This window comes from Streptococcus oralis (assembly GCF_003943395.1).
GTDB lineage: Bacteria > Bacillota > Bacilli > Lactobacillales > Streptococcaceae > Streptococcus > Streptococcus oralis_BF.
The window spans coordinates 51528-69261 of the sequence record NZ_RJPJ01000005.1; the positions used below are offsets into that span (position 1 = coordinate 51528).

The 17734-nt window shown below is 40.7% G+C and carries 13 protein-coding genes; 2 read left to right on the forward strand and 11 right to left on the reverse strand.

Annotated features, from left to right (window positions below; all coding sequences use genetic code 11):
* Positions 1–61: 61 nt before the first annotated feature.
* Both tuf and D8802_RS05200 read right to left on the reverse strand, forming a co-directional pair.
* Complete coding sequence (gene tuf / locus D8802_RS05195; protein ID WP_001040719.1) at positions 62–1258, reverse strand: elongation factor Tu; 1197 nt, start codon at positions 1256–1258, stop codon at positions 62–64.
* Positions 1259–1496: 238 nt separating this feature from the next.
* On the reverse strand, positions 1497–2612 hold the full coding sequence (locus tag D8802_RS05200; RefSeq protein WP_125395045.1) for an AI-2E family transporter: 1116 nt from the start codon (positions 2610–2612) through the stop codon (positions 1497–1499).
* 104 nt (positions 2613–2716) lie between these two features.
* Between D8802_RS05200 and pbp3 the strand changes: the two genes are divergently transcribed.
* On the forward strand, positions 2717–3961 hold the full coding sequence (pbp3, locus tag D8802_RS05205) for a D-alanyl-D-alanine carboxypeptidase PBP3 (RefSeq protein ID WP_125395046.1): 1245 nt from the start codon (positions 2717–2719) through the stop codon (positions 3959–3961).
* Between the two features lie 26 nt (positions 3962–3987).
* Here pbp3 and sdbB read toward each other — a convergent pair whose 3' ends face one another.
* The 9 genes from sdbB to D8802_RS05250 all read right to left on the reverse strand — a co-directional run bounded on the left by sdbB (position 3988) and on the right by D8802_RS05250 (position 15289).
* On the reverse strand, positions 3988–4533 hold the full coding sequence (gene sdbB / locus D8802_RS05210; RefSeq protein WP_125395047.1) for a thiol-disulfide oxidoreductase-associated lipoprotein SdbB: 546 nt from the start codon (positions 4531–4533) through the stop codon (positions 3988–3990).
* 12 nt (positions 4534–4545) lie between these two features.
* Complete coding sequence (gene ccdA2, locus D8802_RS05215) at positions 4546–5253, reverse strand: thiol-disulfide oxidoreductase-associated membrane protein CcdA2 (protein WP_125395048.1); 708 nt, start codon at positions 5251–5253, stop codon at positions 4546–4548.
* Positions 5254–5380: 127 nt separating this feature from the next.
* Entirely contained in the window at positions 5381–6241 is an 861-nt protein-coding gene (locus tag D8802_RS05220) for a methionyl aminopeptidase (RefSeq protein ID WP_125395049.1), read from the reverse strand.
* Positions 6242–6256: 15 nt separating this feature from the next.
* Complete coding sequence (spxR, locus tag D8802_RS05225) at positions 6257–7534, reverse strand: CBS-HotDog domain-containing transcription factor SpxR (protein ID WP_125395050.1); 1278 nt, start codon at positions 7532–7534, stop codon at positions 6257–6259.
* Positions 7527–8078 (reverse strand): GNAT family N-acetyltransferase, encoded by a 552-nt coding sequence (locus tag D8802_RS05230; protein ID WP_125395051.1) that lies wholly within the window; start codon positions 8076–8078, stop codon positions 7527–7529. Before D8802_RS05230 ends, spxR begins: the two co-directional genes overlap by 8 nt.
* A gap of 15 nt (positions 8079–8093) precedes the next feature.
* Positions 8094–9353, reverse strand: a complete 1260-nt coding sequence (locus D8802_RS05235) for a UDP-N-acetylglucosamine 1-carboxyvinyltransferase (protein ID WP_061416732.1) — start codon at positions 9351–9353, stop codon at positions 8094–8096.
* Positions 9354–9527: 174 nt separating this feature from the next.
* On the reverse strand, positions 9528–11033 hold the full coding sequence (pyk, locus tag D8802_RS05240; RefSeq protein ID WP_125395052.1) for a pyruvate kinase: 1506 nt from the start codon (positions 11031–11033) through the stop codon (positions 9528–9530).
* 66 nt (positions 11034–11099) lie between these two features.
* The gene (gene pfkA / locus D8802_RS05245) at positions 11100–12107 is read right to left on the reverse strand and encodes a 6-phosphofructokinase (protein ID WP_000820882.1); all 1008 of its coding nucleotides are present in this window, start codon (positions 12105–12107) and stop codon (positions 11100–11102) included.
* An 80-nt stretch (positions 12108–12187) separates the two neighbouring features.
* Entirely contained in the window at positions 12188–15289 is a 3102-nt protein-coding gene (locus D8802_RS05250) for a DNA polymerase III subunit alpha (protein ID WP_125395053.1), read from the reverse strand.
* A gap of 165 nt (positions 15290–15454) precedes the next feature.
* Between D8802_RS05250 and D8802_RS05255 the strand changes: the two genes are divergently transcribed.
* The gene (locus D8802_RS05255; RefSeq protein WP_125395054.1) at positions 15455–17728 is read left to right on the forward strand and encodes a Xaa-Pro dipeptidyl-peptidase; all 2274 of its coding nucleotides are present in this window, start codon (positions 15455–15457) and stop codon (positions 17726–17728) included.
* Positions 17729–17734 lie beyond the last annotated feature (6 nt).

Below are 17734 nucleotides of genomic sequence, written 5' to 3' on the forward strand. Positions count from 1 at the left end.
TGCAAGCAAGATTCTTTTAGTGTCTGACTTAAATAATTGTTCTTCTGGGAACTAAATCGAATTAAGCTTCGATTTCTGTAACCATACCTGAACCAACAGTACGTCCACCCTCACGGATAGAGAATGTAGTACCTTGTTCTACGGCGATTGGGTGGATCAACTCAACGTCGATAGTCACGTTATCACCAGGCATTACCATTTCAGTACCTGCTGGAAGTTCGATTGAACCTGTAACGTCAGTAGTACGGAAGTAGAACTGTGGACGGTAGTTGTTGAAGAATGGAGTGTGACGTCCACCTTCTTCTTTAGTAAGGATGTAAACTTCACCTTTAAATTTAGTGTGTGGGTTGATTGAACCTGGTTTAGCGATAACTTGTCCACGTTCGATTTCATCACGTTGAACACCACGAAGAAGGACACCTACGTTATCTCCGGCAAGACCTTCGTCAAGTTGTTTACGGAACATTTCAACACCAGTAACAACTGCTTTTTGAGTTTCTTCTTTGATACCAACGATTTCGATTTCGTCGTTGACACGAACAGTACCACGGTCGATACGTCCTGAAGCAACTGTACCACGTCCAGTGATTGAGAATACGTCTTCGACTGGAAGAAGCAATGGCTTGTCTGTATCACGTTCTGGTTCTGGGATGTATTCATCAACAGTGTTCATCAATTCCATGATGATGTCTTCGTACTTAGAGTCACCTTCAAGAGCTTTAAGAGCTGAACCTTGGATAACTGGAAGATCGTCACCTGGGAAGTCGTATTCTGACAAGAGGTCACGGATTTCCATTTCAACCAATTCAAGCAATTCTTCGTCATCTACCAAGTCAATTTTGTTCATGAAGACGATAAGGTGTTTAACACCAACCTGACGTGAAAGAAGGATGTGCTCACGAGTTTGTGGCATTGGTCCGTCAGTTGAAGCTACTACAAGGATAGCTCCGTCCATTTGAGCGGCACCAGTGATCATGTTTTTAACGTAGTCCGCGTGTCCTGGAGCGTCGATGTGAGCGTAGTGACGTTTTTCAGTTTCGTACTCAACGTGCGCAGTGTTGATAGTGATACCGCGTTCGCGTTCTTCTGGAGCAGCATCGATAGACGCATAGTCTTTAGGTTGGTTAACTGCTGAAGGCAAGCGACGTGCCAATACAGTTGTGATAGCTGCAGTTAGGGTAGTTTTACCGTGGTCAACGTGTCCGATAGTACCAATGTTAACGTGTGGTTTACTACGATCGTATTTTTCTTTTGCCATTTGAGTAAAAGCCTCCAATAAAATATATTTTATAGATAGACAGTAGGCAATACAGTCTAACTTTCCTTACTATTTTATCAAATTTCAGCTAAATTGCAAGTGTTTTACACACATTTTGTGAATTATTCTAAATCTCATAATTTCCCATTCTTTTCCTTCTCCAACAGAATCATTTAAAACACTTTTGACCAGTCTAACCTCAAGTCTTTTTATCAAAAAAATCAGGTCTCCCTGATTTTTAGATTGATTCTGATTTTTCCAGTTCTTTTTCTTTAGCTTCTTTATGATTTTCATATAATTTCGCCAAGAACTTCGTAATTTCTTTTAGGATAGAATATGTTGGTACTGCTACAATCATTCCGATAACACCATAAATATTGCTAGAAAGTAAGAGAAGGACCAGAATGGTGATTGGATGAACCTTCATAACCCCTCCAACGATACGAGGGTAGAGGATATTCCCATCCACTTGTTGGATAATCAGCATATAAATTACTGCAATGAGAACTCTGTGCGGATCAGTAAAGACATTGGCAATAATCATAGGAATCAGACCGATACTTGGTCCAACATAGGGAATCAGATTTGCCAAACCAGAAAAAATGGCAAAGACTAGAGCATATTTCAACCCAATCGTACTGTATCCAATATAGGCTAAACATCCGATAATGACAGCATCAATCGCAATTCCACTGATATAACGTGCGACAGTGGCGTTCAAATTCTTCAAGAGACTGGAGAAGTTTAATTTATCATGTTTTAGGACTGTTCGTTCCAACATCGGGAGGAACTTATGACCATCAAGCAAGAAATAAATCAAAAAGACTGGTGTCATAATGAGAATCAAAACAGTACTAAACAAGGCTGAAAGAACGCTGCCTAAACTATTGCTCACACTGTTGAGAATATTTTGTAAAATATCAACATAAGATAAATTCAACTGTTGAATGGTTTTTTGAATATCAATATTTTGAAAGATTGGATTCATTGATAAATCATATATCAAATCTTGCAAGCGGCTATAGATATTCTGGCTAGAAATAATCAAACTTGTCAACTGATTAATCAAAATCGGTAGCAAGTAGACTACCCCTACTACTATTGTACCAATCAAGGCACAAAGAGTGATGAGCACACCTATCAAACGATTGACTTTACATTTCTTTTCTAGAAATGTTACGATGGGATTTGTCAGGTAATAGAAAAATCCTCCGAGCAAAAATGGAATCATAATGGTATTAGCTACCATCACAAAAGGTGTGACAATTGCTCCCATCTCTCTCCAAAGGTAGAAAATAAGAGTTAATAGTAAAATTTCAGTTGTCCAAAAAAATAACTTGTTTCTACGGAACATAGGCGCCTCCTTCTTTCTATTTTACCATAATTCTTCAAAAAGATAAGATGGCTTTACTATAAAAACGAGAATATTTTTTCGCTTTGTGATAGAATAAAACTACTATGAAGAAAATAATTTTATCCTTACTAACTCTTATCATTTTTGGTACAGCCATTCCTACTGTATCTGCGCAAGATTTTGATGTTGCTGCCAAACATGCCATCGCTGTTGAAGCAAACACTGGGAAAATTCTCTACGAAAAAGATGCTACTCAAGCTGTTGAAATTGCCTCTATCACCAAGATTCTCACTGTCTACCTAGTCTATGAAGCATTGGAACAAGGGACCATTAGCCTATCTACCCCAGTTGATATCTCTGACTACCCATACCAACTTACAACCAATTCTGAGGCTAGTAATGTTCCTATGGAAGCGCGCAAGTATACAGTGGAACAATTATTGGAAGCAACTCTAGTATCAAGTGCCAATAGTGCAGCCATTGCTCTTGCTGAAAAAATTGCTGGTTCAGAGAAAGACTTCGTTGACAAGATGAGGGCGAAACTTCTTGAATGGGGCATCCAAGATGCTACTATTGTCAATACTACTGGACTTAATAACGAAACACTTGGAAATAATATCTATCCTGGTTCCAAAAAGGATGAGGAAAACAAACTAAGTGCTTACGATGTTGCAATCATCGCTCGAAACCTTATCAGAGATTACCCTCAAGTTTTGGAAATCACCAAAAAGCCAACTTCTACCTTTGCAGGACTTGAAATCCACTCAACCAACTATATGTTGGAAGGGATGCCAGCATATCGAGGTGGAGTTGATGGGCTCAAAACTGGTACAACAGACAAGGCAGGAGCTTCTTTCGTTGGAACAACTACCGAAAAAGGTATGCGAATCATCACAGTTGTCTTAAACGCTGACCAGCAAAACAGTAATCCTTACGCTCGCTTTACTGCTACTTCTTCTCTTTTGGACTATATAACATCTAATTATGCTCTCAAAACAATTGTCCAGAAGGGAGAGGCCTACAAAGATAGCAAAGTTTCTGTACTTGATGGGAAGGAAGATACCGTAACTGCTGTTGCTAAATCTGATATCACTGTCATACAACGATTGGGAAGTCGAGCATCATCAAGCCTGCAGTTCACTCCAAAAACCAAGGCCGAGACAGCGCCACTAGAAGCTGAAACTGTTGTTGGTCATCTAACCTATGATGACCAGGATTTGGTCGGCCAAGGCTATCTCACTTCTGAAAAACCATCTTTTGAAATGGTTTCTGAAAAGAAAGTAGAAAAAGCCTTCTTCTTAAAAGTTTGGTGGAATCAATTCATCCGCTTTATCAATGAAAAACTATAAAAAAATCGCGATTCTTCGCGATTTTTTTATTTCATCTCTTTAAAAGCTGCTTCTGCATCAGCATTGCTAATAGCACCAAATTGGATTTTTCCGATTTTACCTTGACTATCAATCAAATATTCCGTTGGAATACTACGAATTTGGTAGGCTTGAAAAGTAGTTGCTTGGGTATCATATAGAACAGGTATATCCTTGTAGCCTTGTTCTTGGTACCATTTTGGGAAGTCTTGAACTGTTTTTTCACCTTGTAAACCAGGTGCAATAACACTCAAGATTTCAAAGTCTCGATCTTGCTTGGCAGCTAATTCCATCAACTCAGGCATGCTTTTTTTACATGGTCCACACCAAGAAGCCCAGAATTTCAAATAGACCTTTTTGCCCTTATAGTCTGATAACTTGACTTCTTTGCCATCTATAGACTGCAAGGTGAAGTCTGGCGCATCCTTTCCTACTGCGATTTGTTGTACAGCAGGCTGTTTGGGATTTTCCGTTTGTTTGGTTTCTTTTTCGCCACAGGCAATCAACAATAATAAAGACATGAGGCTAAATCCCGCAAAAATAACTTTTTTCATCTTTTTCTCCTTTTATCCAAGAATTCCTGACAAGGCATTTAGCTGCCCTAGCATTAATAATAATCCCATCAAAATAATCAAAGCTCCCCCGATTTTCTTTAGTAGGATCATATGGGGTTTTAATTTACTAAAATAGGGCATAATCCAGCCCGAAGCCAAGGCCAAAACAAGGAAAGGAAGGGCCATTCCCAATGTGTACACTAAGGTTAGTAAGGCTCCTTGCCAAGCACCATTCCCTCCAGAAGCTGCAAGAGCCAAGACCGAACTCAAAACTGGTCCGATACAAGGGGTCCAACCAAAACTAAAGGTTATCCCAAGCAAAAAGGCTGACAGATAGTGATTAGACTTTGATTGTTTGAAGGTGACTGTCTTTTGAACTTCCAGTCTATTAAAATGCAAGATTTCCATCTGGTGAAGGCCTAAAAGGATAATGACTGTCCCCATAGCATAACGAAACCAGTCAGCATAGAGCATGTGCCCTAGGAATCCAGCTCCAAATCCTAAAATAAAGAAAATGAGGGAAATTCCAGCAATAAAGCACAAGGTCCGAATTAAACCTGACCATGCAACGTCTCTTCCAAAAAAGCGAAAACTTTTCGAATTTCCCTGATCATCTAGCAGAATACCAGCATAGACAGGTAGCAAAGGGAAGATGCAAGGTGAAAAGAAGGACAGGATTCCTGCTAAAAAAACGGATACTAGAAATATAATCGACTCCAACGAATTACCTACTTTCACAAAATTCTAATCTTATTTTACTACAAAAGAAAAAATTTGTAAGAAGTCTGCTACGCTTATTTATTTTGACTAAATTTAACACAAAAAAAGGAGCTAAGCTCCTTTCGTTTTAATACGTTCCTTCTTCACCTTGACTGGTCAAGATAACAGGTCCATCTTTGGTAATCACGAACTGGTGTTCATATTGGCAAGATAGGCCGCCATCAATAGTCTTATGAGCCCAGCCAGTTTTCATATCTGTATCAATTTCCCAATCACCAGTATTGATCATGGGTTCAATGGTCAGGACCATTCCTTCACGGAGACGGAGACCACGACCAGCGACACCATAGTTAGGGACCATTGGCTCCTCGTGCATAGTTGGACCAACTCCGTGACCAACCAAATCACGCACTACGCCATAACCGCGACTTTCAGCGTATTCTTGAATGGCAGCACCGATATCGCCAATACGGTTTCCAACTACTGCTTGCTCAATCCCTTTATACATAGCTTCCTTGGTCACGTCCATCAAGTTCTTCACTTTTTCAGACGGTGTACCGACCGCATAAGCCCAACATGAGTCAGCTAAACCGCCAGTATAACTTTGGGTGTATTTTTTCATTTGCTCAACATTATTAAAGTTGAGTTTAGACACATTGAGGTCGGATTTGGCAATCGGACCTCCGAGTACCATGTCAACCTTGAGCAAGTCGCCATCTTTCAAGATGTAATGACGTGGAAAAGCGTGGGCTACTTCGTCGTTGAGAGAGCAACAAGTGGCATAGGGGTAATCCATAACAGCGCCATCCACGCCAATCTGTAAAGGAAGGAAATTTTCCTCTTTACAACGGCGACGAACATATTCTTCTACTTCCCACATATCCACACCTGGCTTAATCAAATCACGTAAGCCTATATGGATACTAGCTAGGAAATCACCAGCCTTGTCCATGGCTTCGATTTCACGTGCTGATTTTAAAGTTATCATTTTTTCTCCTAGATTCTAATTGATTTTTACTGTGACATTTGCTTTTGATACAATCTGATGACCATGATAAATATCATAATCAATAATAGCTGAGCGTCTTGTATGATGAATAATACGTGCCTGAATCCGCAAAATATCATCTATCTGAACAGCTTGTAAGAAGTAAATTAGCATCTGCTCGATGATGAGATTGCGTCTACTATTTGCCACCAAATCCTGTGTCATATGAGTTAAAATTTCAGCAAGAACACCATTTGCCAAAACCCCGTTTTTCTCCAGCATAAAGGGCTCAACTGTAATCACAACTTCGTCGTGATGATAAGACAACTTTTGACCGATTTGCTCTGAAAAAGTTGGCAAAGCCGAAAGCTGAGAACGGCTCATCTTATCCATAACATCTCGTCTCGTTACAACTCCGAGCAAAGTTTGATTGCTTCTCACTACCGGTACCATCTCAAAGTCTTCTGCAATCATTCGTTGACTGACATTGGCAATATTGGTCGCTAAGCCTGTTACGAAAATGCTGCGCGTCATCACCTTATCAATCGTCGTGCTAGGGGATTTGTCTCCTGCATCACGCATGGTAACAACTCCCACAACCACTTGGTGTTGGTTAATAACTGGGAAACGACTACTTCGATTCTTGCGTACCAAGTCTAGATAATCTTTCACTGTGTCTGTTTCTCTCAAAAAACCATACTCATGGCTAGGACGATAGAGCTTTTCAACTGTCAGAATATCGGTTTTGATTTGAACATTTGAGAGAGCTCTGTTGATCATGGTCGCTACTGTAAAAGTATCATGCTTACTTCTCAGGACAGGAATACCCTTTTTATTGGCAAGAGCTAGTACATCCTCGTGCACATGAAAACCACCCGTCACGAGAACCGCATTTTCATTTTCCAGAGCTAAAAGTTGAATACGAGTACGGTCTCCGACGATTAACAAACCACCATCATTCAGATAGGACAAAATATTCTGCTCGGTCATGGCCCCAATGGAGAATTTACTGAATTCCCTGTCCAAACCTTCTTGACCAGACAAAACTTCAGATGAGGTTACTTCTGCAATTTCAGCATAGGTTAGCCTCTCAATAGCCACTTTCTGAGATTTAACACGAATGGTCCCACTACGAGGTCGAGTTTCTACAATTCCACGGTTTTCAGCTTCTTTAATGGCACGATAAGCCGTCCCATCACTGACACCCAAGTGATTGGAAATACTACGAACGCTGACACGTTTTCCTATTGGTAACTCTTCCAGATAACTTAAGATTTCTTGGTGTTTACTCACTGAATTCTCCTTTAACGTATCGAAATTCAAAGTAGTCTCTCATTTTACGAGTATAGCGGTCACTCCCCTTGAATTGGCGAAAGAGACTAAAACCTGCTTTCAAGGCAACTTTCTGACTAGCTTGATTCTCCAGATGAGTGATGATGGATAATTGTTTTAAACCAAATTCTTCAAAGGAAAGCTGACAAAGTTTGGTAACTACTTCTGTCATAAAACCTTGTGACCAAGAATCCTTTTTTAAGAAGTAACCAATTTCTGCTTCTTTTTTGATTTCATCTATTTTTTCAAACTTGATGGAACCAATCATTTCCTGATTTCCTTGGAGACAAATTGCCCAGACACCTAGAGGAGCCTTCATAAAATAGTTAGCAAGTGCGTACTGACTTTCTTCCAAACTTGCTTGACTGGGAAAAATAAACTGCAGATTTTCCGGATTTGAAGCAATCTCATAAAAAGCTTTGCTGTCACTAAAAAAGAAAGGACGCAAATACAAGCGCTCCGTTTCAAAAAAAGAAAACATTGCTAATTTGGTCCAAATATTCATAATCACCTCAACGGCTTAGTCTTCGACGAGTGTAATATCTGCTCCAAGACTACGTAATTTTTCAATAATATCTGAGTAGCCACGAAGGATAAACTCAATATTTGTAATTTCAGTCTGGCCTTGAGCCATCAGTCCAGCAATCACAAGTGCAGCACCAGCACGAAGATCTGTCGCTTTCACCTTGGCACCATGTAGAATTCGCCCACCAGTGTAGAAAATATGGTCATTTGTAGTAGCAATATCTGCATCCATTTTTGCTAATTCAAAGACATGATTGACACGTTTTTCGTAAATGGTATCAATAATAGTACCACGACCTTGAGCAGTTAGTAAAAGTGGTGTGATTGGCTGTTGCAAATCGGTTGCAAAACCAGGATAAGGAGCAGTTTTAATATTGATGGCCTTCAAATCAGATTGTTCTTCAACAAAGATACTATCCTCAGAGACGGTCATACGAACGCCCATTTCTTCTAGTTTAGCGATAAAGCCTTCTAAATGCTCATAGAGAACGTTGTTAATACGAATTCCTTTTCCTACCGCTGCAGCAAGTGAAATATAGGTTCCAGCTTCGATACGATCTGGGATTACTTGGTGACGAGTTCCATGAAGTTTCTCGACACCATCAATAATGATAATATCAGTCCCTGCACCACGAATGTGAGCCCCCATGTTATTCAAAAGGGTAGCCACATCGATGATTTCTGGTTCACGGGCCGCATTTTCAATAACAGTCCGTCCCTTTGCTTTGACTGCAGCAATCATGGTGTTAATAGTTGCGCCGACACTAACGGTATCCATGTAGATACTTGCGCCGTGAAGTCCCTTACCTTGGGCAGATAAATTCATATTATCTCCCTCGTAGCTGACCTTAGCACCCATAGCTTCGAAGGCTTTTAAGTGAAGGTCAATCGGACGAGGTCCCAGATCACATCCGCCAGGAAGTCCAACCGTAGCTTCACCAAAGCGACCTAACAGACTTCCATAGAAATAATAAGAAGCACGAAGGCTATTGATCTTACCATAAGGCATGGGAATATTTTGAACACCTCTAGGATCAATCTCCAAAACATCATCGTAGCGTTTTACTTTCGCTCCCATGATTTCCATAATTTCTACAAGACTAGCAACGTCTGAAATATCTGGGACACAATCCAAAGTGACAACATCATCTGCCAGTATAATAGCAGGGATTAATGCTACAACACTATTCTTAGCACCGCTAATGGTGATCTCACCTTGCAATGGATGTCCACCATTGATGACAATTTTTCTCATGTTATACTCTTTCAAAATTTACTAAAAAGGTCTCTGCATTCTATTATACCATAGTTCTCCTATTTTTCCCATTTCTGTTTAATAAAAATCACTCTCTTTTTATCTTCTAAAATAGAAAAAAGACCCATCACACAAGCACAAAGGCTTGGTATGATAGGCTTTTAAAAGTTTAGATTAACGTACTGTACGGATACGCATTGTGTTTGTACGGACAGCTTCTCCAAGCGGTACACCTGCAACGATAATCATATCATCACCAGATTCTACCAAACCTTGTTCTACTGCAATCTTTTCGGCAAGTTCGAACATATCATCAGTGTTTGATGGACGTTCAGTTGTTACTGGAATAACACCCCAGTTCAACATCAATCCACGCTGAGTCAATTCATCGAAAGTGATTGCCAAAATATCTGCATCTGGGCGGTATTTAGAAATCAAGCGTGCAGTGTGACCAGTCTTAGTAAGGGTAACAATCAACTTGATATTCATTGAGTTAGTTGCATCCTTAACAGCTGATGCCATAACTTCAGTCTTAGAATTACGTGCCAAGTTAACTGATGACAAACGACCGTATTCTTTCAATAGGGTTTGAGCATTCTTGTCAATTGTAGCCATTGTAGTTACTGACTCAAGTGGGTATTTACCGTTTGCAGACTCACCTGAAAGCATTGTAGCGTCAGTTCCATCGATAACAGCGTTAAATACGTCTGATACCTCTGAACGAGTTGCACGTGGTTTTTCAGTCATTGTTTCAAGCATGTTTGTTGCTGTGATAACAACTTTACCTGCCGCGTTTACTTTAGTGATGATCATTTTTTGGTAAACTGGAACCATTTCGAATGGTACTTCGATACCCATGTCACCACGAGCGATCATGATACCGTCAGCAGCTTCAATGATTTCATCCAAGTTATCGATACCTTGTTGGTTTTCGATTTTCGCAAACAATTGAACGTGACCATTACCAGTTTCTTCACAGATTGCACGAACTTCGTCGACGTCTTTTGCAGTACGTACGAATGAAATCGCGATGAAGTTGATACCTTGTTCAAGACCAAAGCGGATATCATCGTTATCACGTTCAGCAAGAGCTGGGAAAGGAATTTTAGTGTTAGGGATGTTTACACCTTTCTGCTTAGCAATGATACCGTCATTTTCAACTACTACTTCAAATTCACGAGTTGCATCGTCTTTTGCGAAAACACGAAGACCCAATTTACCATCGTCAACCAAAACTTGGTGACCAACTTCAACATCATCGTAGATATCAAGGGCACCAGCAACGTTCAAAGCAATCACATCACGAGTTGATTTGATTCCTTGTTTAGTTGCAACACGAATTTTTTCACCAGTTTTGTATGAGTACTCTTTTGCGTCACCTTCGAACAATTCTGTACGGATTTCTGGACCTTTAGTGTCAAGAAGGAAACCAACTTTTTTACCAGCGATTTCTTCCGCACGTTTAACAGTTGCCATACGCTCACCTTGTTCTTGGTGGTCACCGTGTGAGAAGTTGAAACGGAAAGTGTTTGCTCCTGCTTCGATCAATTTAGCAATGTTTTTAGCTGAAGCTTCAACGTCAAGTTTTTCACCCCAGTATCCGTCTTCACCGAATTTTTTACCGCCACGGATTTCTACCGCAGGACCTAAAGTTGCAACGATTTTTACACGTTTGTTCATGATTTTTGTGACTCCTTTATATAATTCGACCTTTTATGGTCATGTTACCAAATTAATGAAAGTTGATTAGGACAAGCTCTTGTTCAAAGCAGAAAGTTCAAGATCAGCTTTATGAGGGTTGTTAACAATAATCTTGCCTTCTGCAGTTAAGCTAAACAAAGCTCCCTCTTCTGCTGTACCAAGGATTGGATTTTCAACCATTTTTTCGTTACGGATACCAACAGCGACACCACCGATTCCTTGTTTAAGGAGTTTAACAGCGTGTGCACCCATGCGTGATGCCAATACACGGTCACGCGCAGTTGGTGATCCACCACGTTGGATGTGACCAAGTTCTGTTACACGAAGATCGCTTGTGTCTCCTGCTTCTTTTAGTTTTTGACCAAATTCAGCTGCTGACATAACACCTTCTGCCAAAACGATAATGTTGTGTTTTTTACCGTGCTCATAACCAGCTTTGATGCTTGCAACGATATCTTCCATCTTGAAGCCTTCTTCAGGGATGATAATTTCATCAGCACCAGTTGCTATACCAGCCCAAAGAGCGATATCACCAGCGTTACGTCCCATTACTTCAACAACGAAAGTACGACGGTGACTTGATGATGTATCACGAATCTTATCAATCGCATCCATTGCAGTCGTAACTGCAGTATCAAATCCGATTGTGAAATCAGTCCCTACGATATCGTTATCAATAGTTCCTGGAAGTCCGATAGCTGGGAACCCATGTTCCGTCAAGCGCATAGCTCCGTGATAAGAACCGTCTCCACCGATAACTACGACTCCTTCGATACCGTGTTTTTTCAACTGCTCAATCCCTTTAAGTTGGCCTTCAAGTTGTGCAAACTCAGGGTAACGAGCAGAGTGAAGGAAAGTACCACCACGAGAAATGATGTCTCCTACTGAAGCAGCATCAAGTGGATAAATTTCACCGGCAACCATACCTGCGTACCCATCATAGATACCAAAAACTTCCATTCCTTCTGAGATTGCTTGACGAACTACTGCACGGATGGCAGCATTCATACCAGGGGCGTCTCCACCACTGGTCAAAACAGCAATACGTTTCATTTGGTTTATGCTCCTTTTTCTTTAACATTCTTACTGATTATACCATATTTAAATCGAAAATTCTTCTATTTTCCGTATTTTTAGCGATAAATCGTTTTCATAGCAATTCCCTCTAATTTTTCCTGCAGAGCAGAACCTTTTCTTACAAAATGTTGCGTAGAAACAACCGTTTTTTGTTCCTCTTCATACCTGATAATGACAGGAATTGGGCCTTTGTATTGTTCTAGGATATTTGAAATCTCTTTATCGTATTCATGATTTTTAACTTGAATCCAGAATCGTTCCGCCACTGCTTCTTTCAAATCTTGTGCAATCATTTGCAGACGACCATCTCGAGATTGAACTTTGCCATTGATGTAGTAAAATTTCCCTTCGGAGAGGATAGAGGCGAATTTTCTATATTGGTCTGAAAATACAGTCACATCCATCCGAGACTTACTATCATGAACCTGTAGAAAGGCCATACTCTCACCTTTCTTGGTTCGAATCACTTTAATCTTTTGAACTTCAACTAGGAGAGTGGCTTGAGCTCCCTCGGTTAGATTAGTGATTGGAGTGGTCGGATATAGAGCTTGTTTGGCAAGAGTTTGGAGAGGATGGGGACTGATACCTATGCCAATCAGTTCCTGCTCTTTGTAAAATTTCTCTGCCTCAGTAAAATCATCAGCTTCAGTCCAACTATAATTTGTATCCGCAAAGAGACCTCCCAACTCCTCAACAAAGACAAATAAGTTTGGTAGGTTCACTAAGATTTTCTGGCGATTCTTGTCAAATTCATCAAAAAGCCCCAGTTCAACCAAAGGCGTTAAAAGCGACAGTTTCTTGTAATTCTTGGGAAGACGTGTGACGAAATCTTCAATGCTTGAGAAGGGACGATTTTCAATAATCCAGTAAGACAAATCTCTAGGCAGTCCCTTAATGGCTTTTAAACCAAGATAGATTTTCTTCTGAGCAATTTTATCGTGATAGGGAATACTGTTGATAGCTAAAGGCGCTACTTGAAATCCCATCTGCAGAGCATCGACAATATACTCACTGCTTGAATAATTCAACATGACTTGAAAGAAAATAGCAGGATAATGAGTTTTAAAATAAGCAAGTTGGAAAGCCAGTGCTGAGTAGGCATAGGCGTGGGATCTATTAAATCCATAGCCTGCAAACTTTTCCATCACTGCAAAAACTTGGTTGGCTTTTTCTTCTGAATGCCCAAGTTTCATAGCTCCTGTGATAAAATCTTCCTTCATCAAATGCATCTCTTTAGCATTTTTCTTGCCCATGGCTCGTCTGAGAATGTCAGCTTTACCAAGACTGAAACCTCCAAAACGCTGAGCAACTTGCATGACTTGCTCTTGATAGAGCATAATTCCGTAGGTTGATGACAGGATGTATTCCAAGGCAGGATCCAGCACCGTCACCTTTTCTTTGCCATGCTTACGAGCCACAAAATTATCGATATAATCACTAGCACCTGGTCTGTTGAGGGATGTCGTTGCTACCACTTCTTCGAAAACTTGCGGCTTGACTCGTTTCAAGAGTCGAATGGCTCCAGGTTGTTCAAATTGGAAAATACCCTTAGTATTTCCAGCAGCAAAGAGAGCCAATGTTTCTTTATCTTCCAGATCAATCTCTTCGATTTTCAGATGAACACCCTCTGACTCAGCCAGTAATTCCTGCATTTTTTGGACAAAAGTTAAGTTACGCAGACCTAGGAAATCCATTTTTAGAAGTCCATTGGCTTCAACTCCATGAGCATCATACTGGGTGATCAGCATATCCTCACCATATTTGAGGGGAATATAGTCCGTCAGGTCTTGGTCACTCATAACGACCCCAGCTGCATGGATAGAGGTTTGACGAGGATACCCTTCAATCTTTCGAGCAATCTCAAAAGCTTTTTGGTATTCTATTTTGCTATTGATGACCTGCCTAAACTGTAAATTCTTTTCATAAGCCGTCGTTAGCGTATCTCGAAAACTGATTTTTTTCGTAATATTGGTTAATTCATACTCAGGGACACCATAACGTTTGAAAACATCTCGAATTGCCTGTTTTGCTCCAAAGGTCGAATAAGTGACAATCTGCGCCACATGTTGACTTCCATACCGATCACGAACATAGCGAATGAACTCTGGTCTATAGAGGTCAGGAATATCAATATCAATATCGGGCATGGTGTAACGCTCACGATTTAAAAAGCGCTCGAAAATCAGATTCTTTTCAACCGGATCAATCCCTGTGATATCAAGTGAGTAGGCCACCAGACTACCCACAGCAGAACCACGCCCCATTCCCATATAGTAGCCTTGGGAACGTCCAAAACGAAGCAAATCCCAAACCACAAGGAAATAGTCATCAAAGCCCATATCATGAATCACGGCCAACTCTTCATTTAGCCGCTCTCGATAAAGAGCTGAGGTTAGCCCCTTGGCTATCAAGCCTTGTTCAGCTCTGGATCTAAGTTCTTCTACAGCTGGTCTTTCCGGATTAAAGCGAGGGAGTTTTAAACTTGGATCAAGTTGGTAACTAACATGCTCTATCAAACCTTGAAGAGTGACAAGTGCCTGAGGGAAATGATTTTTAAATCGAGCTTCTAAATCCGAAGCTGGTAGAAAGATTCCTTGTTGTGAATGCACATCCACTTCTCTTAGGCTGACATTGTCCTTGACTGCTGACAAGATTTGTAAAACTTGTAGGTCTTCTTTTTCAAAAGAGTTGACCTGATAGAGTGGAAGAATGGGTTTCGTAAAGCCTTCTTGGTGAGTATCGGGACTAACCCCGATAAAATAATCATGACCTAAATCCAGCTGTTCGACCCCATCAAAATAAGGAACAATAATGGCAACATCTTCGAGGTGACTGGTAAAGTCAGACCAATTTTTTCGTCCAGTCATTTTTAAAGTGGATAACTTCATCAACTCTTGGTAACCTTTAGTAGACAAAGCTAGAAAACGGAAAGAAAGCGCCTTCTCGTCTATAATCAAAGTCATTTCAAGACCAATTAAAGGTTGGATGCCCTGCTTACGAGTCACTTCTAAAAAGTGATAGGCTCCATAGAGATTATCCACATCCATGATAGCAAGGTGAGAATAGCCATAGTCTTTAGCCGTTTGTACATATTTTTCAATTGAAACCACACTTTCCATAAAACTGTAAACAGTCTTGGTATCGAGCTGTGCAATCATTTCTTCTCCCCCTTGCTTTAGATATAGTACTATTATACCATTTTAAAAACTAGAATGAAAAGCTAGAGACCATTCCTTTTAAAGTGACTTCATCACAGGTCAACAATATCTTTTTTACCTTATTTTTGATATACTAAATTTAGAATATTTCCAAAGGAGAGCCCCATGCGTTTTAATCAATTCAGCTACCTTCCTGTTTCTCATTCGCAAGTTTTGCGCGAGTTATCCCAGCTCGGTTTGAAGCTGGTACCAGAACAAACATCAAAAAAACAACTTGAACAATTTGTCCGCTGGAGTTTTTTCACTTATAAAAATACCGACTATCCTTTGTCTGTCTTAGCAGCTGACAAGGAGACTGATCTCCTTACCTTCTTTCAGTCAGATTGTGACCTGACTCCTGAGATTTTTTATACTGTGGCTTTTCAACTTCTGGGATTTAGCTATCTTGTTGACTTTGAGGACGCCGAACAATTCCGTAAAGAAACTGGATTTCCTATTGTTTATGGGGATCTCATCGAAAATCTTTATCAATTGCTCAATACGCGAACTAAAAAAGGAAATACGCTCATCGACCAACTTGTTAGTGATGGGCTTATTGCAGAAGATAATCACTACCACTACTTTAACGGTAAGAGCTTGGCAACCTTCTCTACTTATGATGTCATTCGTGAAGTCGTGTATGTCGAGAGTCGTGTGGATACTGATAAAGACGGTCTCCCTGACTTAGTCAAGGTCAGCATTATTCGCCCACGTTACGATGGTCAAGTACCTACTCTTATGACTGCCAGCCCTTATCACCAAGGCACCAACGACAAAGCCAGCGACAAGGCTCTCTACAAGATGGAAGGAGAGCTTGAGGTCAAACCTGCCCACACCATTGAGCTCGAGGAGCCTAAGCTGAATGTAGTCGAACCTCATGGCCAAGCAGAAGTCGTCTCAGAAGCTGAAGAAAAGCTATCTCATATCAATAGTTCTTACACTCTCAACGATTACTTCCTCCCACGTGGATTTGCAAATCTCTATGTATCGGGTGTTGGTACCAAGGATTCCCAAGGTCTCATGACCAATGGAGACTACCAGCAGATTGAAGCATATAAAAATGTCATTGACTGGCTTAATGGCCGTTGCCGTGCTTTTACTGACCACACGCGCAAACGTCAAGTCAAGGCTGACTGGTCAAACGGCAAAGTCGCAACAACAGGAATTTCTTATCTAGGCACCATGTCCAATGGTCTTGCCACCACTGGTGTTGATGGCTTGGAAGTGATCATCGCTGAAGCAGGAATTTCCTCTTGGTACAACTACTACCGCGAAAATGGTCTGGTGACCAGCCCTGGTGGTTATCCAGGTGAGGATTTTGACTCACTTGCTGAGCTTACCTACTCCCGCAATCTCCTAGCTGGCGACTATATTCGTGGTAATGAAGCTCATCAGGCAGACTTAGAAAAGGTAAAAGGGCTTCTTGATCGCAAGACTGGTGACTACAATCAGTTTTGGCATGACCGCAACTATCTGCTCAATGCTCACAAGGTTAAAGCTGAGGTCGTCTTTACGCATGGTTCTCAAGATTGGAATGTCAAGCCACTTCACGTATATCAGATGTTTCATGCTCTTCCTGACAATATTCGCAAGCACCTCTTTTTCCATCATGGGGCTCATGTTTATATGAATAACTGGCAGTCAATTGACTTCCGCGAATCCATGAATGCCCTCTTAAGCAAGAAATTGTTAGGACTTACAACAGACTATCAACTTCCTACTGTCATCTGGCAAGACAATACTGTACCTCAGACGTGGCAGGGTCTTGATGACTTTGGCAAACAGGATAAATTGCATACTTTCTCACTTGGAACTGAAGAAAAAGTGATTCAAAACCAGTATGATCAAAAAGACTTTGAGCGGTATGGCAAGACTTACCAGACCTTCAACACAGAACTTTACCAAGGAAAAGCCAATCAAATCACCATTGACCTTCCAGTGACCAATGACATCCACTTAAATGGTCGAGTGGAGCTGAAACTTCGTGTCAAATCAAGTACAAACAAGGGCTTATTATCTGCTCAACTGCTAGAACTTGGACAAAAGAAATATCTACAGCCTTATCCAGCTGTTTTAAGTGCTAGAACCATTGACAACGGTCGCTACCACATGTTAGAAAATCTCTGCGAACTGCCATTTACTCCAAGCGCCCAACGTGTCATCACCAAAGGATACCTTAATTTACAAAATCGAAATGATTTACTAACTGTTGAGAGCATAGAAGCTAAAAAATGGATGGAAATCCAATTTGCCCTACAACCTACGATTTACAAGCTGAAAAAAGGTGACACACTTCGTCTTGTTCTCTACACAACAGACTTTGAAATTACAATTCGAGATAATACAGACTACCACTTAACTATTGATTTAACACAGTCTTCTATCACCATCCCCTCATAAAAGGAG

Bases quoted from the DNA above. Each gene is read 5' to 3' on its own strand.
- tuf (WP_001040719.1), bottom strand. From the start codon at position 1,258: ATGGCAAAAGAAAAATACGATCGTAGTAAACCACACGTTAACATTGGT.
- D8802_RS05200 (WP_125395045.1), bottom strand. From the start codon at position 2,612: ATGTTCCGTAGAAACAAGTTATTTTTTTGGACAACTGAAATTTTACTA.
- pbp3 (WP_125395046.1), top strand. From the start codon at position 2,717: ATGAAGAAAATAATTTTATCCTTACTAACTCTTATCATTTTTGGTACA.
- sdbB (WP_125395047.1), bottom strand. From the start codon at position 4,533: ATGAAAAAAGTTATTTTTGCGGGATTTAGCCTCATGTCTTTATTATTG.
- D8802_RS05220 (WP_125395049.1), bottom strand. From the start codon at position 6,241: ATGATAACTTTAAAATCAGCACGTGAAATCGAAGCCATGGACAAGGCT.
- D8802_RS05230 (WP_125395051.1), bottom strand. From the start codon at position 8,078: ATGAATATTTGGACCAAATTAGCAATGTTTTCTTTTTTTGAAACGGAG.
- D8802_RS05235 (WP_061416732.1), bottom strand. From the start codon at position 9,353: ATGAGAAAAATTGTCATCAATGGTGGACATCCATTGCAAGGTGAGATC.
- pyk (WP_125395052.1), bottom strand. From the start codon at position 11,033: ATGAACAAACGTGTAAAAATCGTTGCAACTTTAGGTCCTGCGGTAGAA.
- pfkA (WP_000820882.1), bottom strand. From the start codon at position 12,107: ATGAAACGTATTGCTGTTTTGACCAGTGGTGGAGACGCCCCTGGTATG.
- D8802_RS05250 (WP_125395053.1), bottom strand. From the start codon at position 15,289: ATGATTGCACAGCTCGATACCAAGACTGTTTACAGTTTTATGGAAAGT.
- D8802_RS05255 (WP_125395054.1), top strand. From the start codon at position 15,455: ATGCGTTTTAATCAATTCAGCTACCTTCCTGTTTCTCATTCGCAAGTT.